Here is a 24,680-nt window from a genome sequence, read left to right as displayed (position 1 = left end):
TTCCGTTTTAATGGCTAAGTATATCCTTTAAATTACGCTATTCTTGGCAATGACATAGGGAACTCTAATGTCTCCAATCAGAGTTCGATCTGGTGAAAGCTGTACATCTTTATCTAAAACCACATTCTCCACAACTGCCCCTTTACGGATGACACATTTTTGCATAATAATCGAGTTGCTTACCCGCGCGCCCTCCTCCACCCGCACTCCACGGAAAAGAATACTATTCTCGACCTTGCCTCCAATGGTGCAGCCATTGGCAACAAGTGAATGATCCACCTCGGCGCTGTGCGTATAGCGGGTCGGGGCTTCATACTTGATTTTGGTGTGTACCGGCTGATTCTGAAACAGGGCTTGATACTGCTGCTGATCCAACAGCTTCATGCTATTTTTATAGTAGCTCTCAATAGAATTAATAACCGCATGATAACCTTCATAACGATACGCATAAATACGCAGTCCACTTGGGTTTTTCTGGATGGCATCACGAAAGAAATGATTATCCTGATGGGCAATGCAATGCTTCACCTGATCCAGATACAAGTCTTTGTCCATCACAAACATTTCCAAATAAATGTTATGATGATCCTGCTCCTGATGAATACCCGTCACTCGTCCGTTCTCATCAATCTCCAGTCGTGCACAAGGATCATGCTCAGATTCTAGCTGGTCTATGGGTTTATATACAAGGGTAACATCTGCATTTTTCTCCTGATGATAACGGTATACATCCTCGATATCCACCTTATTGACATGCTGAGTTCCTGCGTGAATAATGGTTTGCCCCGATGAGCGATGAAAAAAATCCAGATTGTTGTGCACATGCTGCAAATCTCCACGCGATGCATCCGTCGGATCATTCCAGTCAGGTGGCAAAATAAACAACCCGCCCCGTCTGCGGTCTAAATCCCAAGGCCGACCTTCGCCCAGATGATCCAGCAGCGAACGGTATTTGCGGCGGATAAACAGTGCAATATCATGCACCCCTGCATGCATCATATTGGATAAGGTAAAATCAATGAGCCGATATCGACTAGCAAAGGGGACTGCGGCCCCGCACCGGAAATAGGTCAACTCCTTCAACTGATCCAGTTCGTGATCCAGGTTGATAACTCCAATGAGTCGACTCATAGCAGACACCGTCCTTATCCGGGTTAAATTCGTGCATGAAGCTGGCTTTCCTGATCGAACAAAATAATCTCATCAGAACTATCTTCAGGTCCAATAAACGCGTTGTCTTCAATAACGATGTTCTCATTCACGATAGCCCGGTGAATACGTACATTGCGCCCAATTTTTACGTTCGGCATGATGACAGAATCGGTAATGACGCTCCCTTCACCTACTTCGACCCCATAAAATAGTACAGAATGCCTTACTTCTCCATCCACCATGCAACCTTCATTTACAATGCTGTTTTTGAGGATCGCCCGTTGGGTTATATACTGGGCCGGTTGATTGGGGCTGCGAGTATAGATGCGCCAGAAAGGATCGTTCAGATCCAAAGGCGGATCCTGAACCAGAAGATCCATGTTGGACTCCCACAAGCTCTGAATGGTACCTACATCCTTCCAGTACCCAGCAAACGGGTACGCATACAGCGACCGGCCATGCTGAAGCAACAATGGAATGATATCCTTGCCAAAATCATGTGAGGATTCAGAATCGCTTGCGCTTTCCAGTAAATAGCGACGCAACACCTCCCATTTGAACAAATAAATACCCATGGAGGCCAATGTACTTTTCGGCTGTTCAGGCTTCTCCTCAAAGTCATATATTTTCAGATCATCGTCAGCGTTCAGGATTCCAAATCGTTTAGCTTCCTGAATCGTGACATTGATAACAGAAATGGTGCAGTCTGCTTCCTTCTCCTTGTGATAGTGGAGCATTCGACTGTAGTCCATTTTATAAATGTGATCCCCTGACAGAATGAGTACATGCTCCGGGTCATACTGATCCAAGAAATGCAGGTTTCGATAAATTGCATCCGCCGTGCCCCTGTACCAGTTGTTTCCATCTTCTTTCTCGTGCGGAGGTAAAACGAACACTCCTCCATCCAGACGATCCAAATCCCAGTCGCTGCCTACGCCGATATAGGAATGAAGCACCAACGGCTCGTATTGGGTCAATACGCCTACGGTGTCTATACCAGAATGAGTGCAATTGCTGAGAGGGAAATCAATAATGCGGTAAGTTCCCCCAAAAAATACTGCCGGTTTGGCTAGTGTACGAGTAAGTCCTTTGAGTCTTTTGCCTTGTCCGCCGGCGAGCAGCATGGCAACCACTTCCTTCTTTCTCATAACAAAGACCTCCCTGTCATGTGCGTCTGAAGCCATTGTGGCGGGATATTTGATAATATCCATTAAACATGAAAAGACAGTCGTAATCGTTTCATTGGCGAAGGAACGGGTAAGATGTGATGGAGAAGGGTAAATCATAGTTATGCGGAACGAGTGCAAGGAATCACTAAATCGTAAAATCCCGTTCATCTTTTCACATTTTGGATGCTTTTAAGCATTTGGGTATGACAACATGATCATAAGGAGGCGTACTTTATGAAGAATAAGAAATGGGTGGTAGCAGCATTGGGAATGGGTGTGACGTATCTGATGAAAAATAAAGGGGCACGCGATAAGGTATTGAATAAGGTACAGACTATTGTCAATCGTGCGAAAACCTCTGCAAAATCGTAAAATGTTAAAGCTAGAAAAAAGCGAGCCTCTCTGAATCATGGTTCAGGGAGGCTTTTCTCTGCGTCTACAAACAAATTATTGTTCGAGGCTGTATCCGTAGACGGTCAGGCATTCTCCTTATGTTCTTCTACTTCCATGATATGTTCAACGGTAAAGGTTCGATGCGTCCATTCGGAAGAACGGTAAGCCTCTAGGAGACCGAAGGTACGAATTTTCTCCTTGTCCACCTTTTTAAAGGTATGAGTAATCCCTACCTTGCCCTTGAAAGGAAAAAAGGAGAGACCTACAGTCTGATCCGATAGCCACTCGGCCCAAACTCGCCCGCTTTCATGACGAACAGCCGGGAAGCTCAAACCTTCAGCAAACCATTCATATTCTACTGTAGGCGTACCCGGCTCTCGACTGCACAAAAACAGACTCAATTCGTCGCAAAACAACATTCTCCGTACATCCGTCCGCACTTGATGGTCGAAGGTTACGCCACATGCCAGCTCCTGTTTGAGCCTCAGACGACGCTGTTCCTCCGCTTCCTGATAAGCATGCGTAATCTGCTTGTCCTGAGCATTTTGATGCTCGGTCCGCCCGACTAGCTCCTTGTACATCAAGCTACACAGCAACGCAGCATACGTGTTTCCTTGTTCGACTTCATCAATCCCAAGACGATAGAAAACAAAACGTGGACTGAGTGGAAAATCAATAAATGTATAAGGTGCTGACATATGATCATTCCAGAAAGGAGCAGCGTCTAACTGTATCCAACCCCGATCATGCTCCCTTGCTGCATATACAAAATCCTGCTTATGACGTCTATTCTTGAAGGCACTCTCTTCCCATTGTAAAGCCAACTCACCTGAAATATGGGCATGGTCATGCTGCGTCGTCATGATATAAGCTTGGTCCGTTTCATAAATAACCATATGCTCTCCCCTTCCGTTCGGCGATTCGTGTGATTGTGTACAAACTCTCTGATTGAAGGTCATGGTTATGCATACGTTTATTATATCAGGATAAGGGTAAAAAGGCAGTGGAGTTTTCCCCCTCTTTATATCTAATTACCCCTTTGATTCTGCACTCGAAACTGCTGCGGGCTCATCCCCTCCAGCTCACGAAACACTTTGTTAAAGTGCTTTGCATTGTCAAAGCCCACGTTAGCCGCAATTTCATAGATCCTGCCCCCTTGACACTCCAGCAGCTTTTTGGCTTCTGTAATGCGCAGCCTTTTTACATATTGAACAAAGCTGAGGCCTGTATAGGCTTTGAACGCCTGACTAAAATACGTATAATTCAAGGATACTGAGTTGGATACTACTGCCATATTCAAATCCTCGCTGTAATGAGCGTGGATATATTGGATAGCACGTGTCATACTACCACTTCTATCGACGTTGGCACTCGCGCCAGCTAGTCTATCTTTCTCTACGCCGACAACACTATCGTATGTGAGGGGGTTCCTCTGCTTCAATTCCTCATTCAAAACTGCCAGTGCACCGAACAGTTCCTCCCTTACAATCGGCTTGAGTAAATACTCCCGTGCCCCACAGCGAATCGCTTCGCGCGCATACTGGAACTCGTCATATCCACTGAGAATGATCACCGAAGGCCTGCGTTCCGGCTCCAGCTCACGAATATGCTGCATCAGCATAATGCCATCCATAATAGGCATACGGATATCCGTTATCACCAACTCGGGCAAAAACTGCTTCACATGCTGCCAGGCTTCCCTTCCGTCCTTGACCAGTACACATTCATAGAGACCGGAAAATTCCCGTTCGATCATAGCTTGAAGTCCCATTCGAATATTTTTCTCGTCATCCGCAATCAACAGCTTGGTCGTCATGGTCCGTCCCCCTCATCATGTAACGTCTAGGCAAAATCAGGGTCACTGTCGTCGATTGTCCGTGGATGCTGTCCAGTCTTATGCCATACTCTTCGCCATACTGCATACTTAAACGGCGATGCACATTATACAAACCGATTCCCCCATTCATCCCGGGCTCGTGGAAATCCATATTCGTTCGCGCTAGACCAGCCATGATGGCGTTTCTTCTTTCTTCAGATATCCCCACTCCGTTATCCTGTATACGCAATTCTATGATATCCTGCTTAGAGCAGGCCTCAATCGTGATGCTGAATGGGCTTTGCAATGTACTCCACCCGTGCTTGATAGCATTTTCGACTACAGGCTGCAGCGACATTTTCAGCATCTCCAGTTCCATAAACGCCGACGATAGATGAATTTCCAATCCAATTTGGTTATCGTGGCGAATGTTCATGATGGCCACGTAATGCTGGATATGTCGGATTTCATCCCGCAACGCAACACACGACCCGGACCATTGGAGATTATAACGCATCATCGAGCCAAGGGAGGTAAGGGCATCCGACAGCGGATACTGCCGTTCTATCTCCGCCATCATTTTTAAATTTTCCAATGTATTATAGAGAAAGTGGGAATCAATCTGATGCTTGAGCGCTAGCAGTTCAGCTTCTTGAGCAGTGGCCTGCTTGTGTACTGCCTCGGCAATGAGCCCGTTAATTCGACTCAGCAGACTGCGAAAATATAAAGCCAGCTCAGCCACTTCTCCCCGTCCATATACTGGAATCTTAAGCTGAAAGTCACCCTCCTGCTCTACTTTTTTCATGGATTCACGCAGGGTATGTAGCTGCTTGAGAATGAAGGCATGCAAGGTATAGGAAATGACGGACATAAACAAAATCAGCATACTAATAATGAGCAGCATGGCATTGCGTTTCTGACGGAGATCACCTAGCGGACCGTCCAGCGCCACCACATTTAGCAGGTAGGCGTCCAACCCTTCTATATAACGGTACAAACCAAGATAAGGCTTATTCCCATAGGTAAAGTCAAAAACACCACCCTGTCCCTGAACGCGGGACTGTAACAGATGGTGCACATGGGACAGAGGGATCGAAATTGAATCTGATAGAGAGGAAGCTGTAGCTATTTCGGTAGAATACATTGGTTTGTCAGCGTTCCTTGAGCTGTAATCGTCGCCGTCCAGAATGAACATTTGCCATGCGCGATTACGTTGCGGGATTCCAAATACCCTAGGTGAAAATAGCTCCAGCCTCATATTTGTTTCTACCAACCCCGCGTGTCTTCCTCCAGTAGACTGAATTTCACGTAGCAGTGCCATATACTGCACTGTCTCACTTTCCTGGCGGGATTGTCCCCCAAGTAAGCTTTTCGGCCCCTTGTACATATCCCACCATATTTTCCCTTGTCGGAGTTGAGCCGCTTTCAGCCAGGAAGCCTTAGGCAATCGTGATTCTTTGAAAATCATCGGCCATATTTCATGCGTCTGGGGATTATTGGTATACAGTCGAATGTTCTCTACATTGGGATTACTGTACAGCAAGTGCTGTAAATTTGGAAACACATTCAAGTTGAATTGGACTAGCTCATCGCTGCTTATTTCACGTTCCTCGGTTAGATAATGAAGCACGTTGCGATCTGAGATCGCAAGCTGTGCGGTTCGCTCCATAATTTCCATATTGCTATGAATATGGGCCAGCTCTGTATCCAACACATACTGATTTTGTACGGTAATGTCTTTCATTGTATTCTCGTACAGTTGGTGAAAGGTATATAGCGAGAACAATACCACCGGGATTAAAATGACGCCGATATACGCGACAATGAGCTTAACTTGAAGGGAACAACCGCCAAGCCGATCGGTCGTTCCCGTCATCCACTGCCATATCGTGCGGCGCAGCAGGCTCTTCATCTGTGAACGTGCACGGCCTGGCATGTAATCACATCCTTAGGGGTTCAATAGATTAAGTTATTGAATTAAATCATTTGGTGAACTGTTCAATTTTCTTAAGGTTTTCCTCATAGGCTTTTTGCTGATAAGCCAATACCTTGTCATAGCCTGCTTTTCTGCGGTCTTCCAAAAAGCGGGCAAACAGCCGATCGAACTCCTCATCCGAGGAAGCCAGCAACAGTTTCGGTAATGCCTTGCCCCAAATTTTGTCTATCTGGCCTGACGCAATGCCTTCTGCCGAGGTTCCGGTCGGTTTGATATTCTCATATTGAGAGAAGCTGTGGGTCTTGCCTTTCGTCCAATCTTCAGGCTGCTTATACGGCTCGACACTGGGCGGCGCCCACTGCAAATTCATATTTGTATCCATCAGCATCCAGAAAGTGAAGGAGGCGCCATACTTTTTGTCAAATGCAGACCGATCCTTGTTCAGCAGCTCCAGTACCTCCGGCTTGAAGGCTGGCTTACCGTTAACTGTGTCCCACAGCTTTCCCTGCTCCCCTAGATACAGATCACGATTCCCTTCCTCGCTAATCAGATAAGTCAGAAATTCAATAGCCCGCTCCTTGTCTTTGACATCCTTCGAAATAAGCGTCACCGTCCACCCGGAAATGCCCGGCCCGGCCAGCGTCGGCGGGTCCAGCTTACTGTTGGAAGGTCCATCCACCGCAATGTAGACGGAGTTGGGATCTTTCGCATGCAACGTCACCTGTTGTGTAGCAAAATCAGAGCGCTGATATAGCATGGCAAAATACCGTCCCTGTGCCACCTTCTCCTCCATTGCGGACGTTTGTCGATAAATACGTCCTTGGCGATCAGACCCTGCTCATTGGCTTGACGGAATGTTTTGAGCCAGCGAATGTACTCTTCGTCCGATCGACGGTCGTACAGCTTTCCGTCCTTCTCATGTGGAACGGCTAAAAAATTAAGTAAATAGTCTTCAAAAGAATAATTTCCGTTATCCGTAAATTCGTGGAACCCTATCGGGATCAGCGGTTGACCGTTTATCTCCGGGAATTTCTCCTTTGCTTTTTGAAGCGCTTTCAGGAATCCCTCTGGTGTTCTCATATCCGGCTTGCCAATCGCCTCGTACATATCCTTCCGAACCATAAACGTTTGATTGGAGACAAAATTTTGGCCGTATTTTTGGTAATCCTGTGGTGAAGAGGACGCGTTAGGATACCCATATACATTCCCGTCCGTTTGACGATACCATGACATTTTAGCTGGGTCTGCCACTTTAATCAGATATGGATCATATTTCTCAGCCAACTTGTTAAGTGGGAGCACCATCTTGCCCTCGATCATTTTTTTGATCGCATCTTCCCCCCAACTGAGCGTGACAAAATCAGGCAGTTTGCCCGAGGCGAGCATGGTATTCAGTTTTTCATTTTCATTCCCTGCGGGTACGATAAAATTAACGCTGACCCCAGTCTTTTGCGTCACATACTTCGAGGTCATATCCGTTCCCCACTTGTTCGGGAACCAGGAAAAATTCAAATACCAGTCAAACGTAATCGGCTCTGTATCCGCCTTCCAGCCTGGCGTATCTGCCGAAGCCTTAGTTTTCTCGTCCTTCAATTCCGTGACAGCGCCACTTCCACCGGACGTACACCCCGCGAGCGGTCCTATCAGCAGCACGACGGCCAACAGCCCTTTCTGCCATTTGCGAATGTTCATCATAAATCTCCCCCTTGGATGATGTGCTAACCCTTGATCGATCCGATCATCAGACCCTTGACAAAATACTTCTGCAGAAAAGGATATACCAGTACAATGGGCAGTGTCGTCACGACCATCGTCGCCAGCTTGATCGATTGCGAAGTGACGGACTGGGCAACGCCCCCCGGTGCAGCAGCCATCATTTGATTAGAGCTGGATTGGGCAACAACCCGGTACAAATACGTCTGAATCGGCTGAAGATCCGTATTATTAATATAGATCATTCCAGTAAAATAATCGTTCCACTGGTATACCCCATGAAACAACGCAATCGTCGCTACTACCGGCATGGATACAGGGAGCACGATTCGGCAGAAGATACCGAAATCATTCGCACCGTCTATTTTCGCCGCCTCTTCCAGTGCATCCGGCAGTTCTCGGAAAAAAGCCATAAAAATAATAAGATCAAAAAAGCTGAACATCGCAGGAATGATGTACACCCAAAAGCTGTCCAGCAGTCCGAGATCACGAATCAGCAAATACGTTGGAATCAATCCCCCACCGAAAAACAGGGTAATGGTACCAATCAGCATATACAGCTTGCGCCCGATCAGCTCCTTACGGGAATATGCATATGCAATCATAGCGGTAAAAAACACATGAACAATCGTGCCGATAAGCGTCTTGGCAATAGTCACTCCCATCGCAGTCATAATACCGTTGTTAGCAAATACGGCCTGATAGCTGCCCAGACTGAATACTCTCGGCCACCAGTAAATGCCACCCCGCATAGCGTCTGCTCCTTCGTTAAAGGAGTTCACCAGCACATACCACACGGGATACAATGTCACAAAACAAATGATCAGCATGAAGACGTTGTTCATGAAATCGAATATCGCTTCGCCTGCTGTTCTACGTTGCAATAGCTGCATGCACCCGTCCTCCTTCAAAATAGGGATGTATTATTCACCCGTTTGGTCACCGAATTGGCAATTAGCAGCAAAATGAGAGCAAGAACCGATTTCAGCAAACCCACCGCGGTAGAATACGAGAAACGGCCCTGCTGAATGCCCACCTGATATACATAAATATCAACTACATTACTTGCACTTTCATTCAGCGAGTTACGCAGGACGAGAATTTGATCGAAGTTGGAGTTCAATATGCCGCTGACCGCCAAAATAAACAAAATGGATATGGTCCCCTTGATAGCGGGAAGTGTGACGTACCACATTTTCTGAAACCGTCCGGCCCCGTCAATGGTGGCCGCTTCGTACATGTCCGTAGATACCCCCGCCATGGCTGCCAAATAGATAATAGCTGACCATCCAAGCTCTTTCCAGATATCCGAGCTAACGACGATAGCCCAAAAATAGCTCGGCTCTGCCAAATAACTGATCGGCTGGTCAATCCACCCCCAGGCTAGCAACAGTTGATTGATCATCCCGGTATCTGCCAGCCACGTCGTTAAGATCCCGCCAAGAATGACCCAAGATAAAAAGTGCGGAAGGTACGAAATGGTCTGAATAGATTTTTTGAACCGTGTAGACCGAATCTCATTCAGAAACAGAGCAAATACAATAGGTAACGGAAACCCGATCGCCAGCTTGAGCAGGCTAATGCCCAGTGTGTTTTTGACAATGTACCAAAAGTTATCATCCTCCAAAAAGGCCCGAAAATGCTCTAACCCTGCCCAAGGTGCGCTTGATATGGTTCCAATGATGTCAAAATGTTTGAACGCAATTAAAATACCGTACATCGGAATGTAATGGAAAATAATCATCCATACCACCCCAAGCAGCGCCATAGTCTGCAAATGTCTTTGTTGAACCCATTTGCGCGCTAGTGATGCTCCTCTTCCCGATCGAACCGGCGGCTGTGGCTGCGGATTTTTCCCTCCTGTACTCATACGAAGACCTCCTTTCTTTGTAATGTAAGCACTTACATTTATTATTTTAAAGGCTTCTGCTTCGTATGAGTAGTACTGGATTTTTTGATTTTGGTATCTAAAGTTCAGGTGGGGATCTGACTATAGGCGAGAATTTTCTTCCATACTTTGGATTTTCATATCTATTAATTTACGAAAAAGACTATCAGATGGTACGATAAGACTATATGTGATTCCAATCATTACCTATATACCTAGATCAGGAGGATTAAGAATGGAAGAATTGGTTCGTTCGATTCAGAAACAGGTTCGAATTAAAAAGTTTGCTTGCTGGGCGGGGCTCATCATGTTTGGTCTGTGTACTTTAGTTGGCATTGCAGCTCAGGAATGGCTTATGACGCTCCTGTCACTCGGGATGACAGTCTTATCAATCTATGGGTTAACCATGATGCGTGGTATGACGAAGTTTACTAAAGAGTATCAACCGGGAAAGGGCTACGGTTATTATCGCCGTACGGTACAACAAAAGCTGCGCTATCTAACTTGGGGACAGTGGTTAGTAGGCGGCCTTATTGTCCTGATGTTCTTTATATTTAACGTCCGACTTAGTGCTTTTCTCATTGCTATCTTGGGTATCCTGACTATTCAGTTCAGTATCAAAAAACGAATTAAAAATCATCAGGAACCCGATGTCACTGAGCTGGAAGAGTTTGTACGGATGGGGATTGTTTCTCCGCATGAGCAGACTATTGGTGTATATAAAGATTTTCTACACCTGAGTCATACATTTCGGGGTAACCAAATTGTTATCGTTACAGACAAACGCCTGATTTCTGTATTTGTGGAGGAACAGGGGCGTGCGGTGAAGACGGAAATGTTACTCTCGGGTATAAACAAAATACGCGCCATCGGTACGGGTTTTCAAGGTCAAGGTATATTGCTGTCCGTAAGCAACCGTGACCATAACGAGCTTCACATTCATATGGTCGGAAAAAGCATTTTCTTTTCTCCAGAGCAATTTATAGGTTCCTTGCTACGGGCACTGGATGCAGCGTTAAAAAGCAGATCATACAGTACGGAAGAACCATTCCCGGTTTACCAACAGACAAGGATTTCATTGCATCCGTCAGAACAGGGTTTGCTGCATAAACCTACGACAGCTTAAATATTGTTGGGACATGTACCGCGTTATATATACGGTATGATCGGTCTTCATCATACGCCAAATAGCAAGTAAGCCCTGACCTAAATGAGCTTACTTGCTATTGGGTGTACTTCCACATCATATTTTCCAATCAACTGCCTACCTGCTAAAACAACTAATTTTCTACTGTACTTCTGCCTTCTTAATGATTGGCTCCATGATAAAACACCGTGATGAGATCATGACTTGTAACAAACACTAGCAAACTAAACAGACTGAGCGACAGAGAGCGTGAAATCAATTTTTTCATCCTTTAACACTCCTTTTAAAATAGTTATATATTGGTCTTGCTGTGTTGCTGTAGCTTGGGATCTGAAAATTTCAAATACAGCGGTACATTTCCTAAACTCATGTTCATGTTCCATACCCAGGGTATCGGACAGCATGAGAGATTGCAGGATATAGCCCAACGCAACCGTAAACTGTTGTTGCTTGATATAGTAAAGAGCCAGTTGATAGCAGAAGCGAAAATAATAAGATACATTCACAGGCTCTTCAAAATATTTAAAACCTTCAATTTGTTCGGCAAATGATTCCAGCACAGCCTCTAAAGAATAGTCGTATCTCGACGCTCCCTCAACGATGGAAAGAAGCCCCGGTAACAGCTCTTCCGGATTGTTACGAAGAAATTGGATATATTCCTGCAACACTTCGGCATGGCCTGACAAAATATCAAGGGCATACAAATTAGCTCTGGCAGCATAGCGGTAATATTCCACCTCTGCTTCCCCATATTGATCAAGACCATTAAACCAGCCCAATTCTGCATATTTTTCGATGCAATCGCGAGCGGCCTCATACTTGCCCTGTTTTTGGAAAGCCATGCCTTTCATGAGATGACTGTAGCCGTAGTAGTAGACTAGCGGCCGTTTAGTATGTATGGGTTGTATAGGTTTCTTGCGCGCTTTGTAGAGCTGCAATTCCTGATACTTTTGGTTGACATGGCTATACAGCCGGTCGCATAAAGCAATCATATTGGCACCGTCCGCAAATGAAAAAGAAAGCTTAATCATGTTGACAAGTGTGTCTAGATCTGTGATGTCGGAGTGAACAAGATCATCCACTATTCCCGCCTCCTTGTCTGACTTTTTATATTCACCAAACAAAAGCAAGCTCTAAACCCTAACTAAAAATAACTTAATTACGTATTTATTACGTAATTAAGTTATACCATGAATTCAAACATATGACAAGTGCATTATGATAATATATTCCATTTTTAAAATACCAACGAAAGTAGATCGTTCACTTGTTCAATTCCATGTGAAGCAAAGGAAATGCCCTACCTGATCCATCCAGTGCAGAACGCGCCGTTTGTACAAAGCCGTAATGTCTGTAGAAAGCATACGCTTTCTCGTTCTGCTCATTCACGTCCACTTTGAGGTGTTTCCCTTTTATTTTTTCAGCATGCTGGATGAGTCGGCTGCCTATGCCCTGCTCATGGTGTTCAGGGTCCACAAACAGCATCTCTATTTTTAATCCGTCCAGCCCGATAAAACCTGTTGGTTCTTGACTTGTATTCCATTCCATCCAAACTTCAAGTTCTCTTAAAACACCATTGCGTACGATATGATGATAAAATTGAATGTCCTCTTCCGCCAAAAATGTGTGCGTCCGGCGTACAGCCCGCTGCCAAATATCAACGAGTTGATCATGATTTTCTTCCCGATAAGCAACAATTTCATTTTGCACGGTACTTCCCCCTTATTTAAATATCGATATTGCATGTTTTGCAGTAAGTCTAACATGCCTATTTAGAAGCATACAAACACAAAAAAGGAAGCGGAGTAATTCCGCCTCCCTTAGACTACAGCCTTTTACAACGTAACACCGTTTTTAAAAATAGCGAGCTCCCTGAAATTGTTTTTCTCATTGTTCACCCATGTTCCGCTGGCTACATCGACGATGTAATCGACAAAGTTGCGGAGCGCATCTTCCATACTGACATCCTCCACCAATGAACCGGCGTTATAGTCGATCCAATGAGGTTTAGCCTTATATAACGGCGAGTTGGTTGATACCTTCATCGTCGGAACAAAGGAGCCAAACGGCGTACCGCGTCCAGTTGTGAAAATGACGAGTTGGCAGCCCGCTGCGGCGAGAGCTGAAGATGCCACTAGATCGTTGCCCGGCGCGCTGAGCAGGTTGAGTCCCTTGGTCTTGAGACGTTCCCCGTACTGAATGACATCAGTGACCGTGGAAGACCCGGATTTTTGCGTACAGCCCAGTGATTTATCCTCCAGCGTCGTAATGCCCCCTGCTTTATTGCCCGGTGACGGATTTTCGTATACTGGCTGCTTGTAATCCAGAAAATATTGTTTGAAATCGTTAATCAGATGTACGATCTTACCAAATACTTGCTCATCGGCAGCGCGCTCCATTAAAATCGTTTCCGCGCCGAACATTTCAGGTACTTCTGTCAATACCGTTGTTCCACCTTGCGCTGCCATATAATCCGACAATCGTCCGAGTAGTGGGTTGGCAGTAATACCCGATAAGCCATCAGATCCACCGCATTTCAAGCCGATGTTCAGCTCAGACAATGGTACAGGTTCCCGCCGATCTTCTTGCACGGCCGCAAAAATTTCATGAAGCAACCTTACCCCTTCCTCTACTTCATCCGACACATCTTGGGAAAGCAAAAACTTTACCCGCTCCGAATCATATTCCCCGATGGCTTCCTTAAATTCTTTCATTTCATTGTTTTCACAGCCCAAACCCAGTACAAGTACGCCACCTGCGTTCGCATGTTTCACGGCATCGATCAAAATCGTGCGCGTATGTGCATGATCGTCACCCAACTGAGAACAACCATAGTTATGCTTGAGCACAAGTGCATTTTCAAAAGGTGAAATATCTCCCACTTCCTGCTTGAAACGGTTTAAAATAAGTTCAGCGATCCCGTTCACACAGCCGACCGTCGGCACAATCCACAACTCATTGCGAATCCCCACACGACCGTCCTTTCGCCGAAAACCTTGAAACGTACGACTCTCCTGTTCATATAAATGAGGAGCTGGCTTAGGCTTATAAGTGTACTCTTCTACGCCTGTCAGGTTCGTCTTCGTATTATGCGTATGCACATGCTGACCTGCCTGAATGGGCTGAATGGCATGACCGATGGGATATCCGTATTTCAGAACATGCCCACCTACAGGTACATCCTGCAAGGCGATTTTATGCCCACGTGCTACATCCTCGGCTAGCTCCACCCGTTGTTCTTCTTGTGCTCCCCATGCCAGTGTTTCTCCCTGCTTGTAATCACGCAAGGCGACAGCCACGTTATCTTGATTATGAATTTGAATGAATTCCAGCATTCCGGTCTCCTCCTTGCTTATGCTCTGGGCACGCTGTTCCCGGTTAGAGAATCGAGCGTCTCCTTCATTCCTCTGCTTGTAATTTCATACACGTGCTGTGCCGTTTGTTCAGCCAGCCCTTCGATCTGGTTCAAATCTTGACCCCACCATGTTTGCTTGCCGAGTACCCGCTCAGTCAATTGCTTCGCCCCGGCGAGAGTACCGTCATATTTACTCCACAGTTCACCAAACGTGCTCAACACTTCAGCTTCGTCTGCCAACGCAATCGACTCGCCATTTCTATCACCCCGGTAAAATACGAGTAAGGACGCCAGTGAAAACACGATTTTGGCAGGCAGCTCCTTACGTTGTTCTACATACTGGAGCAAGGATGGCAAGTTCCGTGTCTTGAACTTTGACACCGAATTCAACGCAATACTCATAACATAATGACTTACATATGGATTACGGAACCGCTCAATAACATCGTCGGCATATACATTCAATTCCGCTTCTGGTGAGTCCAGCGTCGGAATAATTTCTTCTCGAATCAGCGACTGGATAAAACTGCCCATAATATCATGCTCAACCGCCTGCCCCACTGTGTCCAGGTCATATAAATAAGCTACAGGTGTAAGCGCCGTATGTGCTCCATTCAAAATACGCACTTTCCGTGTACGATATGGCGCCATATCGTCGACAATCAGGACATTCAATCCGGCCAAATGAGCAGGTAATTCCTCTTTAAGCCACTGTGGCCCTTCAATAACCCATAAATGATACTGTTCGCCCACAACAACCAAATCGTCCTTGTAACCCAATTCCGCTTGGATTTCATGAATTCGGTCTTTGGGATAACCAGGTACAATTCGATCCACCAAACTGTTGCAGAACGTATTTGCTTCCTCTATCCATGCAATAAACTCAGCTCCAAGCTTCCATTGGTCCGCATATTTCAGTACGATTTCCTTGAGAGCGTCTCCATTACGGTCGATGAGCTCGCATGGAATGATGACCAATCCCTTGCTCTGATCGCCCCCAAAAAATTGAAAGCGCTTATACAGAAAGGCAGCCAGTTTGCCCGGGAAGCTCTTTTGCGGACGATCTTCTAGCTGATCGTCTGGGGCATAAGCGATCCCCGCTTCCGTCGTATTCGACACAACAAAACGCAGCTCCGGCTTTTGGGATAGTGCTTCATACTCCAAAAAGTCCGAGCCGTACGGATTAATCCCACGAGAGACGCACTCCACAACGGTATGCTCCTTCATGGCCTTCCCATCCTTAATCCCTTCAAGAATAACCGTATACAGGTCATCCTGCTCGTTAAGCTTCTCCACGAGGCCTCCTGGCTGCGGTTGTACAATCACAACTCCCGTATTCCATTCTGCCAGCTTATTCATTTTGTCAAATTGCCAGTCTACAAAAGCACGCAGAAAGTTCCCTTCCCCGAATTGCATCACCCTCACAGGATGCGGGTCTGTAACGATAAAGCTTTTTCTGTTTAATTGATCTAATGCATCTACTTTTTTCATCCGGAGTATCCTCCCACTATTACCATAATGATTTCAACGTTATTTTAGCATAATGCACACGTTAACAAAATAGTTTTCTCAACATTTTTACTTTATAAAAATAATAATGACAATAATATGAACACGTTAACATAAGAGTTTTGCATAACAACCGGCAAGTATATGGACCTCTTTCTGTTGTTTCGCTGCTGAGCCAAGACGGTTAAGGCTAACTATCACCCTATCCGAGACCTTGTCCTTATATACTTTTCAGGAGAATAGACGCAAGAAAGCACGGGCAGGATAACACTACTTACTAGGCAGGAGGAACATCTATGAAGACAATTGCAGATACTATTGTACAAGTTTTGGTCAATGCAGGGGTCAAGCGGATTTATGGCATTGTTGGAGATTCTCTAAATAATATGGTGGATTCCATTCGCAGCAATGGTCAAATCGAATGGATTCATGTAAGGCACGAAGAAGTGGCTGCCTTTGCAGCCGGAGCGGATGCTGACCTTAGTGGCAGCATTGCTGTATGTGCCGGAAGCAGCGGTCCCGGAAATTTGCATCTGATTAATGGTTTATATGATTGTCACCGCAATCGTGTGCCTGTACTGGCTATTGCCGCTCACATTCCAAGCGACGAAATCGGAAGTGAATATTTTCAAGCGACGCATCCTGAACATCTTTTCGGAGAATGCAGTCACTTCTGTGAAGTTATTACGACACCGCGTCAAATTCCCAGAACGGTGACCATGGCCATTCAACAGGCAGTTTCACGTTCAGGTGTCTCCGTCATTGTTCTTCCCGGTGATGTAGCAGCATTGGGGGCGGAAAAGGTACCCGTCCCTGAACATGTCTACCATCCCACTACACCTGTAGTGCATCCGTCAGCTTCCGAAATTTCCCGACTGGCCGAATATTTGAATCAAGGCAAACGAATTACGCTACTATGCGGCGCCGGCTGTTCACAATCTCATGAATTGCTCATGCAGCTATGTGACAAGTTAAAATCCCCCATGGTATCCGCTCTGCGAGGCAAGGAATATCTGGAGTATGACAACCCTTATTATGCTGGATTAACGGGACTGATCGGGTATTCTTCCGGGTACCATGCGATGATGGATTGTGACGTCCTACTTATGCTCGGAACAGACTTCCCTTACAGACAATTTTACCCTGAAGATGCGATTGTCCTACAGGTAGATATAGAGCCAGCCCATCTTGGCAGACGTACTCCGTTAACGTATGGTTTATGTGGGGATGTAAAAGCCACGTTGGAAATGCTGCTACCGCATTTAACATCAGAGCATGATTCCAAGCATCTAGAGAAAACCGTCTCCCACTATACCAAGGTACGCCAGGAGTTGGATGACCTTGCTGTCGGTAAACCAGGTCATACGCCGATCCATCCGCAATATCTCGCCAAGGTCATCAGTGACGCCGCGCAGGAAAATGCTATTTTCACCTGTGATGTCGGTACTCCCACTGTATGGGCGGCGCGTTATTTGCAGATGAACGGTCAGCGCCGGCTTCTCGGATCGTTCAACCATGGTACGATGGCAAATGCGTTACCACAAGCGATTGGAGCACAGGCCACTGAGCCTGACCGACAAGTGATTGCCCTCTCAGGCGATGGCGGACTCACGATGCTGATGGGCGACCTGCTCACCCTGAAGCAGCATCATCTGCCTATCAAAGTCATTGTTTTCAATAATGGCGCTCTCGGTTTTGTCGAGCTGGAAATGAAAGCGGCCGGATTTCTGGAAAACGGTACTGAACTGGTGAATCCTGATTTTGGTGCTGTAGCGCAAGCCATGGGACTCAAGGGCATCCGGGTTGAAGATCCGACCATGCTGGAAGATGCCATTCAGCAAGCATTGGCTCATGATGGCCCTGTTGTGGTAGACGTGATGGTGAACCGTCAGGAGCTATCCATGCCACCCAAAATTAATCTTAAACAAGCCGAAGGATTTACACTATGGATGATGAAAGCGATGCTGAACGGACGTGGTGACGAGATTATAGAACTGGCTAAAACCAATCTCTTTCGTTAAATATAAACGAGGCAGAACGCATTTCAGCCTAAAAGGGGCAGAAACCATATATCTAGCATGGTTTCTGCTCCTTTGGCCTGCCTGTTAATCAAACGAAACTTAGTGTGGTTTGCCTGCCGTTGATTTCCGCTTCATGAGCGCGGTCTCCATAAATATAAGCTCGCCCTCATTGGACGGTGACTGAATTCGTTCCAGAATGCAGGCGGCTCCGCGCTCGCTAATCTGCTCAATCGGTCTTTTGACTGTTGTTAACGGTGGAGTCGTATACATTGAGAACCCGATATCGTCAAAACCAATGACAGAGATATCCTCTGGTACCTTCAAGCCGTTTTCGAATACCGCATTCATTGCCCCAATAGCCATATCATCGTTAGAGCAAAATACCGCTGTCGGCGGCTCCTGCAAGGAAAGCAATTGCTTCATTGCCTGGCTACCACTTTCAGTATCATAATGACCTTGCACGATATATTCATGTCGAATGGGCTTACCACTATCAATCAACGCATTCATAAAACCCTCGCGGCGTTGCTGGGTAGACTTGAAGCCTTCTACCCCTTCGATGATCGCAATGCGTTCATGCCCACTTTCAACGAGAAAGGAGACCGCTTCATAGGACCCTTCTTTATCATTAGAAATCACGTTTACAATCCCCGCCCCGGACACCTGCCGATTCAGAACAACAAGCGGAATGCCTTGACCGAGCACATGATAAATAAAAGGGTTGTCCGCCTCGCTCTGGCTCATCAGAATGATACCATCAAAACGCTTGCGGTGTATGGCCGAAAAATCAGCGTAATCGTCAATTCCTCGCACAAACAGATTGTAATCTACCCCAATGACATGATTAACACCCCGGATGGTATCGGCAAAAAAACTGGAGCTGGTGCCTTCTGAAATACTGGTGAAAAACAGGCCAATCGTATGCGAGCGCTGGAGAACTAGGCTTTTGGCATTAAAATTTGGAATGTAATTGAGTTGCTCTGCCAACTCCATAATTTTGCGTTTCGTATCTTCTTTAATCAGCGGGCTGTTATTGAGCGCCCGGGAGACGGTTGTATGGGAAACATTAGCCAATTTGGCAATGTCTTTAATGGTAGCTGCCATATACGTATCCTTTCCTTAGTGAGGCTCTAAAAAAAATTATATACCCACCATACCACAGGAGCCGCCCGGAAAAGAAGACTTTCACAAATTATACGCGGTTGTCCGCATGTCGACGCTGTAATTCTTGAACCATTTCTGCATGTCTGCTGTCCGTCAGCTTGTACATTTTACCGATGACCAGCATGGCCAAAGCCAGGGCAACAGCCGGATAGAGACAAAGTAATGCTTTGATCCCAAGCAGCGTTCCAGAGGACTGAACCACATTCGGAACATACCCGATGAGCGCTAGTCCAATACCCGATAGAAAGCCAGACAAGGATTGAGCCAACTTACGTGAAAAGTTAAATAACGAGTAAGTAATCCCTTCTTTACGCTCTCCAGATGACCATTCGCCATAATCAATAATATCGGACACGAATGCCCAGGTCACCCCATTAGGAATACTAATACCAATGAACGAAATACTGGCCAGGATTGTGAAAATGTATACATTTGAAGGCATAAAAAAGTTAATGGAGTCGGCAATGACACTAACCAGCATCCCCAGTATGGCTGTTTTTCGTTTACCGAAACGCCGTACCAGCTTGGGCAGGAACAATACACCCAGTAGCGATGAACCGATAATAATAAAATTCATATAAGCCATTAACTCTACATGCCCCAAGTTATATTCGGCAAAATAGATCAGCAGAGCGGACTTAATATTGTACGCGGATATAGTGAAAATCGTCATCAAAACGAGCACCAGCAAAGGCTTGTTATTCGTAAAAGTATGCACAATAACGCCTATAGATAGCTTCTCTTTTGGCCCGGACTGGCTAATAATACGTTCTTTCGTTCCTCGGTAACATATGATGAAAGCGATCACACCAATGAGTGACATAATCCCCATCACAACCGGATAGCCAACATGGTGGTTAGGAAATAGTAAAATAAGCGGCATGACAACGACACTGGTGACGAATAATGCGCCCAGCGATCCCGCCTGACGGAAAGATGACAATGAAGCACGCTGATGAGTATCCTGTGTAATAGCGGCACCTAGCGAGCCGTATGGAATATTTACAATAGAGTAGCCGATCCCCCAGATCATATAGGACGCATAGGCGTAAATGAGTTTTCCTGTGGGTGAAATATTCGGCGATATAAAGGTTAGAACCGTAAGAATTGCAAGGATAACGCTTCCAACAATAAGAAAAGGTCTAAATTTTCCACGTGTACCGATATGTTTGCGATAATCAACAAAGGACCCGACAATGGGATCACAGACGGCGGCAAATAGCTTGCTGACCAAGAAAATGCCTGCGGCGGCTCCTGCAGAAACCCCTGCTACATCTGTAAAAAATTTCAGCAAATACAACTGCCCCAAATCAAACATGAATCCGTTTCCAAAGTCACCCATACCATACGAAATCTTTTCTTTCAGGCTAATATGCTCGCCTGTCTTGTTGTCAGTTTGGACGTTCTCCTGCACGATAGGCACTCCCATACCTACACACTCCTCTTTGTTTGTAATTAATTTCACAAAATTAGTTCTGGATTTTGCAAAATCCTCAGTTGATAACTATTTTATTTTTAATTGCTCTTACCGGGAGTTTTGAAACAAGCTCCCGGTAAGAGCCCTTTCTTATGAAGTTAGTGAGTCCTCGCCTTAGGGCGTAGTTTCACTTACTATGAACAACCGTTGGGAAATTAAAATATTGCTCGGCGTTGTTGTAGCAAATGTTTTGTACCATGGCTCCGAGCAGCTCCAGATCCTCAGGCGCCTTACCCTCCTGAACCCACGTTCCAATTAAGTCACAGAGTATACGGCGGAAATATTCATGGCGTGTGTAGGAGAGGAAGCTGCGGGAATCCGTCAGCATACCAATAAAGCGGGACAGCACCCCGTAGTTAGCCAGCAACTTCATCTGCTCCTGCATACCTTCGATATGGTCGTTATACCACCATGCCGTGCCAAACTGGATTTTCCCCACATTTCCACCGGATTGGAAACAACCCGCGAGACTTGCCAGTACTGGATAATCAACCGAATTAAGCGAATACAAAATGGTTCTCGGTAATCCTCCTGCCAGCTCCTGTGCGTCCAGCAATGCCGCCAATGGACGAGCGATAGAGCCATCATTTACGGCATCGTAGCCTGTATCCGGTCCCAATTGACGGAACATAGTAGTGTTGTTATTACGCAGTGCGTGGATATGGTATTGCATAGCCCAGCCATGTTCTGCATACTGTTTGCCAAGGAAAACCAGAACGTACGATTTATATTTCGCCTCCTCTAAAGGAGTCACATGGCCTTCCTCCAGCGCCTTATTGAATATGGCTGCAGCTTCCTCCCGTGTCGTTTCTTCATAGACTACAGTATCCAGCGCATGATCAGATACTCGGCCTCCGGCAGCATGGAAATGGCGCACCCGGCTCGCCAGCGCATTCAAAAATCCTTCCAGGCCAGAAACATCCAGTCCGCTGACTTCACCCAACCGAGCCACCCAAGGCCGGAAAGTTTCGCGATTTATCTCCAAAGCCTTGTCGGGACGAAAGCTTGGCAACACTGCGACTGGGAAATCGGTCAGCTTGCTGATTTGTTTGTGGTATTCGAGATGGTCTGTCGGATCATCCGTGGTGCACACCACAGTTACCTTCGAGTTCACAATCAGATCACGTGCGCCAAAGCCTTTTCCCTGCAGCTTTTGGTTTACCTTTTCCCAGATCACTGGTGCGTTCTGTTCATTCAGCAGCTCAAAGACACCAAAAAAGCGTTGAAGCTCCAAATGCGTCCAATGGTACAGCGGATTGCCGATTAGTGTAGGTACGGTTTTGGCCCAAGCCATAAACTTGTCATAATCTTCGCCATCCCCCGTAATCAGGCGTTCCTCAACCCCATTGGCCCGCATAAGTCTCCACTTGTAATGGTCTCCGTACAACCAAGCTTCCGTAATATTCTTGAACGCTTTATTTTCATAAATTTCTTGTGGACTTAAATGACAATGATAGTCAATAATCGGCATATCCTTGGCGTACTGATGATACAAGATTTCAGCCGTTGGATTGCTCAACAAAAAGTTTTCGTCTAAAAACGCTTTAGTCATTACTTTCTCATCCCTTCTATAATCGTGTTTCTCAACAAATTGTTAACGTTAACAAAAATGCTTGTACTGTACTCGTTTTCAATAATAGCATTCTCCACCACATAGCAGATCTCGTGATTAGGCAAGATGATATAGCTGTAATACGATACCTGCACATCATTTCAAGCCGGATTACTTCACTTTAAATTTAATGTTTACGTTAACAACAATTACATTGTAACCGCTATCCTTTGTAGACGAAAGTGATTTTTATCATGTGAGCGAATAAAAAAAATGGCCTACTGCCATTTGGAGCAGATCTGTTCTATATTTTCCCGATAGCTGATACCAAAAGAAAATTCTACAATTTTTAATTTTCCCCGATAAATCAAACTTTGAAAACGTTTTATGTGTTTTTCTCTTTTTTTCAGAAAATTTCTTTCTTGAAAATACCAGTTATTGCATTATAATTGTAATATACATCCATTGTTTTACATTGAAAGTATTTCATTGGTTTATTTCAAAGATGAAAAGAAGAGGTGGTAGCATTGAGTACCAAAGTTCAAGCTGTTCAAACTAAAACTAAAACCAAATCCGATACAAAAGGAGCCGACCTTGTTGTCGATTGTTTGATCAAGCAAGGGGTTACGCATATTTTTGGCATTCCAGGTGCCAAGATCGATTCTGTTTTTGATGTTCTTCAAGATCGGGGTCCAGAATTGATCATATGCCGTCATGAACAAAATGCCGCCTTTATGGCAGCAGCGGTCGGTCGTTTAACAGGTAAACCGGGCGTATGCATTGTTACTTCCGGTCCAGGCGCGTCTAACTTGGCGACAGGACTTGTCACCGCTAATGCAGAGAGTGATCCTGTCGTCGCCATTGCTGGTGCAGTCCCAAGATCAGAACGCCTGAAACGCACGCATCAATCTATGGATAACGCCGGACTTTTCGAACCCATCACCAAGTACAGTGTAGAAGTAGAACATCCTGATAGTGTACCGGAAGCAATTACTAATGCATTTCGGATTGCGACCTCAGCCCAGCCTGGAGCCACATTTGTCAGTCTGCCGCAGGACGTGTTGACTTCGTCATCCGAAGTAACCGCCATTGAGAAGGTTTCCCTTCCCCAGCTTGGAACCGCACCCGCCGAGCTCATCAAACAAGTTGCAGGCCAAATCAAAAAAGCCAAGCTGCCCGTACTCCTTCTCGGTATGAAAGCCAGCACACCCGAAGCTACAGCAGCCATCCGTGCACTGATTCGAAACACGGATTTGCCTGTGGTTGAAACCTTTCAGGCCGCTGGAGCCATTTCCCGGGAGCTGGAAAGCCACTATTTTGGGAGAGTCGGTCTGTTCCATAATCAGCCGGGTGACATGCTTCTTGGAGCGGCAGATCTGGTACTGACGATTGGCTATGATCCTATTGAATATGATCCAAAAAACTGGAATATTCCTGCGAACCGAACCCTTATTCATCTGGATGATCATCAAGCAGATATTGATCATGATTATCAACCTGATCACGAGCTTATCGGGAATATAGCCCTGATTGTGAGTGGCCTTGCAGAAGAATTGCCTACCTTAAAGCTACCTAAAGCCTCCTGCGACCAATTAAATCGTCTTCGTCATGATCTAAACGAGCAAGAAGCTGTTCCTGTACACAGTCACGATTATCTGATTCATCCATTACAATTTATTCGTACACTGCGCAGCCTGATCGACGATAATGTCACTGTCACCTGTGATGTTGGTTCACACTACATTTGGATGGCACGATATTTCCGTTCGTATGAACCGCGGCGCCTTCTATTCAGCAACGGAATGCAGACGTTGGGCGTAGCACTGCCTTGGGGGATTGCTGCCACACTCGTCAACCCCGGTCAAAAAGTCGTTTCTATTTCTGGAGACGGAGGATTTCTGTTTTCATCCATGGAGCTCGAAACCGCTGTACGTCTTAACTCTCCGCTAGTGCATATCGTATGGAGAGATGGTACCTATGACATGGTCGCATTTCAACAACAGATTAAATATGGCAGAACTTCCGGTGTAAAATTTGGAGATGTTGATGTAGTGAAATATGCTGAAAGCTTCGGGGCCACCGGATTACGCGTGCACTCTCCTGAAGAACTGGAAAGTGTATTGCAGCAGGCACTTCATACGGATGGTCCTGTGGTTGTTGATATCCCGATTAATTATCAAGATAATATCCAGTTGGGACGTAAACTGCTGCCAAATCAATTAAACTAACCTTTACCAAGACTTACTCGTGACGTTTTCGTGACAATTATGGAGCAAAACGTTATTTTTTATGATTTTTTTGAGTTATTCTCGTTATTTACTGAAAATTTACGTTTATTATTGAAAAAGAAAGAAAATAAATGCATACAATTACAAAAGGAAGTGTATT

Annotated in this window: 18 protein-coding genes and 1 pseudogene; 4 read left to right on the top strand and 15 right to left on the bottom strand. The window is 45.6% G+C overall.

The annotated features are described in order from the left end of the window. Positions 1-27 precede the first annotated feature (27 nt). Positions 28-1,131, bottom strand: a complete 1,104-nt coding sequence (gene glgD / locus ACWA2B_RS21720) for a glucose-1-phosphate adenylyltransferase subunit GlgD (protein WP_029519097.1) — start codon at positions 1,129-1,131, stop codon at positions 28-30. A 23-nt stretch (positions 1,132-1,154) separates the two neighbouring features. Beyond that, positions 1,155-2,300, bottom strand: a complete 1,146-nt coding sequence (locus ACWA2B_RS21715; RefSeq protein ID WP_029519096.1) for a glucose-1-phosphate adenylyltransferase — start codon at positions 2,298-2,300, stop codon at positions 1,155-1,157. A 255-nt stretch (positions 2,301-2,555) separates the two neighbouring features. On the opposite strand from ACWA2B_RS21715, the gene ACWA2B_RS21710 reads away from it, so the two are divergent. Further along, positions 2,556-2,693 (top strand): hypothetical protein, encoded by a 138-nt coding sequence (locus tag ACWA2B_RS21710; RefSeq protein ID WP_023988334.1) that lies wholly within the window; start codon positions 2,556-2,558, stop codon positions 2,691-2,693. A 104-nt stretch (positions 2,694-2,797) separates the two neighbouring features. Here ACWA2B_RS21710 and ACWA2B_RS21705 read toward each other — a convergent pair whose 3' ends face one another. The 6 genes and pseudogenes from ACWA2B_RS21705 to ACWA2B_RS21680 all read right to left on the bottom strand — a co-directional run bounded on the left by ACWA2B_RS21705 (position 2,798) and on the right by ACWA2B_RS21680 (position 10,049). Continuing rightward, entirely contained in the window at positions 2,798-3,610 is an 813-nt protein-coding gene (locus ACWA2B_RS21705) for a DUF3891 family protein (protein WP_069010222.1), read from the bottom strand. A 131-nt stretch (positions 3,611-3,741) separates the two neighbouring features. Then, a complete protein-coding gene (locus tag ACWA2B_RS21700) occupies positions 3,742-4,530 on the bottom strand; it encodes a response regulator transcription factor (protein ID WP_069010223.1) in 789 nt (262 codons plus the stop codon). Further along, positions 4,502-6,466, bottom strand: coding sequence for a sensor histidine kinase (locus ACWA2B_RS21695; protein ID WP_165147351.1), 1,965 nt, complete (start codon positions 6,464-6,466; stop codon positions 4,502-4,504). The genes ACWA2B_RS21700 and ACWA2B_RS21695 overlap by 29 nt, the downstream gene beginning before the upstream one ends. Positions 6,467-6,512: 46 nt before the next feature. Next, positions 6,513-8,158, bottom strand: a pseudogene (locus tag ACWA2B_RS21690) (extracellular solute-binding protein). A 26-nt stretch (positions 8,159-8,184) separates the two neighbouring features. Next, entirely contained in the window at positions 8,185-9,072 is an 888-nt protein-coding gene (locus ACWA2B_RS21685) for a carbohydrate ABC transporter permease (protein WP_029519089.1), read from the bottom strand. 14 nt (positions 9,073-9,086) lie between these two features. Further along, positions 9,087-10,049: an ABC transporter permease gene (locus tag ACWA2B_RS21680; RefSeq protein ID WP_029519088.1), complete on the bottom strand. Its 963-nt coding sequence runs from the start codon at positions 10,047-10,049 to the stop codon at positions 9,087-9,089. 253 nt (positions 10,050-10,302) lie between these two features. Here ACWA2B_RS21680 and ACWA2B_RS21675 point away from each other — a divergent pair, with 253 nt between their 5' ends. Then, positions 10,303-11,193 (top strand): hypothetical protein, encoded by an 891-nt coding sequence (locus ACWA2B_RS21675; protein WP_029519087.1) that lies wholly within the window; start codon positions 10,303-10,305, stop codon positions 11,191-11,193. A gap of 245 nt (positions 11,194-11,438) precedes the next feature. On the opposite strand, the gene ACWA2B_RS21670 is transcribed toward ACWA2B_RS21675, so the two are convergent. The 4 genes from ACWA2B_RS21670 to ACWA2B_RS21655 form a co-directional block, all read right to left on the bottom strand. After that, positions 11,439-12,296, bottom strand: a complete 858-nt coding sequence (locus ACWA2B_RS21670; protein WP_029519086.1) for a hypothetical protein — start codon at positions 12,294-12,296, stop codon at positions 11,439-11,441. Between the two features lie 181 nt (positions 12,297-12,477). Then, the gene (locus ACWA2B_RS21665) at positions 12,478-12,924 is read right to left on the bottom strand and encodes a GNAT family N-acetyltransferase (RefSeq protein ID WP_449292608.1); all 447 of its coding nucleotides are present in this window, start codon (positions 12,922-12,924) and stop codon (positions 12,478-12,480) included. A 125-nt stretch (positions 12,925-13,049) separates the two neighbouring features. Next, a complete protein-coding gene (locus ACWA2B_RS21660) occupies positions 13,050-14,549 on the bottom strand; it encodes a UxaA family hydrolase (RefSeq protein WP_029519082.1) in 1,500 nt (499 codons plus the stop codon). Between the two features lie 17 nt (positions 14,550-14,566). Continuing rightward, positions 14,567-16,060, bottom strand: coding sequence for a tagaturonate reductase (locus tag ACWA2B_RS21655; protein WP_340955290.1), 1,494 nt, complete (start codon positions 16,058-16,060; stop codon positions 14,567-14,569). 314 nt (positions 16,061-16,374) lie between these two features. Here ACWA2B_RS21655 and poxB point away from each other — a divergent pair, with 314 nt between their 5' ends. After that, positions 16,375-18,099, top strand: coding sequence for a ubiquinone-dependent pyruvate dehydrogenase (gene poxB, locus ACWA2B_RS21650; RefSeq protein ID WP_209948070.1), 1,725 nt, complete (start codon positions 16,375-16,377; stop codon positions 18,097-18,099). Positions 18,100-18,198: 99 nt separating this feature from the next. On the opposite strand, the gene ACWA2B_RS21645 is transcribed toward poxB, so the two are convergent. The 3 genes from ACWA2B_RS21645 to uxaC all read right to left on the bottom strand — a co-directional run bounded on the left by ACWA2B_RS21645 (position 18,199) and on the right by uxaC (position 22,292). Then, positions 18,199-19,203, bottom strand: coding sequence for a LacI family DNA-binding transcriptional regulator (locus ACWA2B_RS21645; RefSeq protein ID WP_069010228.1), 1,005 nt, complete (start codon positions 19,201-19,203; stop codon positions 18,199-18,201). A gap of 88 nt (positions 19,204-19,291) precedes the next feature. Then, positions 19,292-20,692, bottom strand: coding sequence for an MFS transporter (locus ACWA2B_RS21640; protein WP_029519077.1), 1,401 nt, complete (start codon positions 20,690-20,692; stop codon positions 19,292-19,294). A 175-nt stretch (positions 20,693-20,867) separates the two neighbouring features. After that, the gene (uxaC, locus tag ACWA2B_RS21635; RefSeq protein WP_029519075.1) at positions 20,868-22,292 is read right to left on the bottom strand and encodes a glucuronate isomerase; all 1,425 of its coding nucleotides are present in this window, start codon (positions 22,290-22,292) and stop codon (positions 20,868-20,870) included. Between the two features lie 518 nt (positions 22,293-22,810). Here uxaC and alsS point away from each other — a divergent pair. Continuing rightward, positions 22,811-24,520: an acetolactate synthase AlsS gene (alsS, locus tag ACWA2B_RS21630; RefSeq protein ID WP_029519073.1), complete on the top strand. Its 1,710-nt coding sequence runs from the start codon at positions 22,811-22,813 to the stop codon at positions 24,518-24,520. The last annotated feature ends 160 nt before the right edge of the window (positions 24,521-24,680 follow it).

The sequence above is a fragment of the Paenibacillus sp. CMM36 genome (assembly GCF_053570945.1).
The sequence above is the reverse complement of the archived record's forward strand: the minus strand, read 5'-3'. Positions and strand labels throughout refer to the sequence as shown.

Bases quoted from the DNA above. Each gene is read 5' to 3' on its own strand.
- uxaC (WP_029519075.1), bottom strand. From the start codon at position 22,292: ATGACTAAAGCGTTTTTAGACGAAAACTTTTTGTTGAGCAATCCAACG.
- ACWA2B_RS21695 (WP_165147351.1), bottom strand. From the start codon at position 6,466: ATGCCAGGCCGTGCACGTTCACAGATGAAGAGCCTGCTGCGCCGCACG.
- ACWA2B_RS21645 (WP_069010228.1), bottom strand. From the start codon at position 19,203: ATGGCAGCTACCATTAAAGACATTGCCAAATTGGCTAATGTTTCCCAT.
- ACWA2B_RS21680 (WP_029519088.1), bottom strand. From the start codon at position 10,049: ATGAGTACAGGAGGGAAAAATCCGCAGCCACAGCCGCCGGTTCGATCG.
- ACWA2B_RS21715 (WP_029519096.1), bottom strand. From the start codon at position 2,300: ATGAGAAAGAAGGAAGTGGTTGCCATGCTGCTCGCCGGCGGACAAGGC.
- ACWA2B_RS21660 (WP_029519082.1), bottom strand. From the start codon at position 14,549: ATGCTGGAATTCATTCAAATTCATAATCAAGATAACGTGGCTGTCGCC.
- ACWA2B_RS21700 (WP_069010223.1), bottom strand. From the start codon at position 4,530: ATGACGACCAAGCTGTTGATTGCGGATGACGAGAAAAATATTCGAATG.
- poxB (WP_209948070.1), top strand. From the start codon at position 16,375: ATGAAGACAATTGCAGATACTATTGTACAAGTTTTGGTCAATGCAGGG.
- ACWA2B_RS21675 (WP_029519087.1), top strand. From the start codon at position 10,303: ATGGAAGAATTGGTTCGTTCGATTCAGAAACAGGTTCGAATTAAAAAG.
- ACWA2B_RS21685 (WP_029519089.1), bottom strand. From the start codon at position 9,072: ATGCAGCTATTGCAACGTAGAACAGCAGGCGAAGCGATATTCGATTTC.
- ACWA2B_RS21705 (WP_069010222.1), bottom strand. From the start codon at position 3,610: ATGGTTATTTATGAAACGGACCAAGCTTATATCATGACGACGCAGCAT.
- ACWA2B_RS21640 (WP_029519077.1), bottom strand. From the start codon at position 20,692: ATGGGAGTGCCTATCGTGCAGGAGAACGTCCAAACTGACAACAAGACA.
- ACWA2B_RS21710 (WP_023988334.1), top strand. From the start codon at position 2,556: ATGAAGAATAAGAAATGGGTGGTAGCAGCATTGGGAATGGGTGTGACG.
- glgD (WP_029519097.1), bottom strand. From the start codon at position 1,131: ATGAGTCGACTCATTGGAGTTATCAACCTGGATCACGAACTGGATCAG.
- ACWA2B_RS21655 (WP_340955290.1), bottom strand. From the start codon at position 16,060: ATGAAAAAAGTAGATGCATTAGATCAATTAAACAGAAAAAGCTTTATC.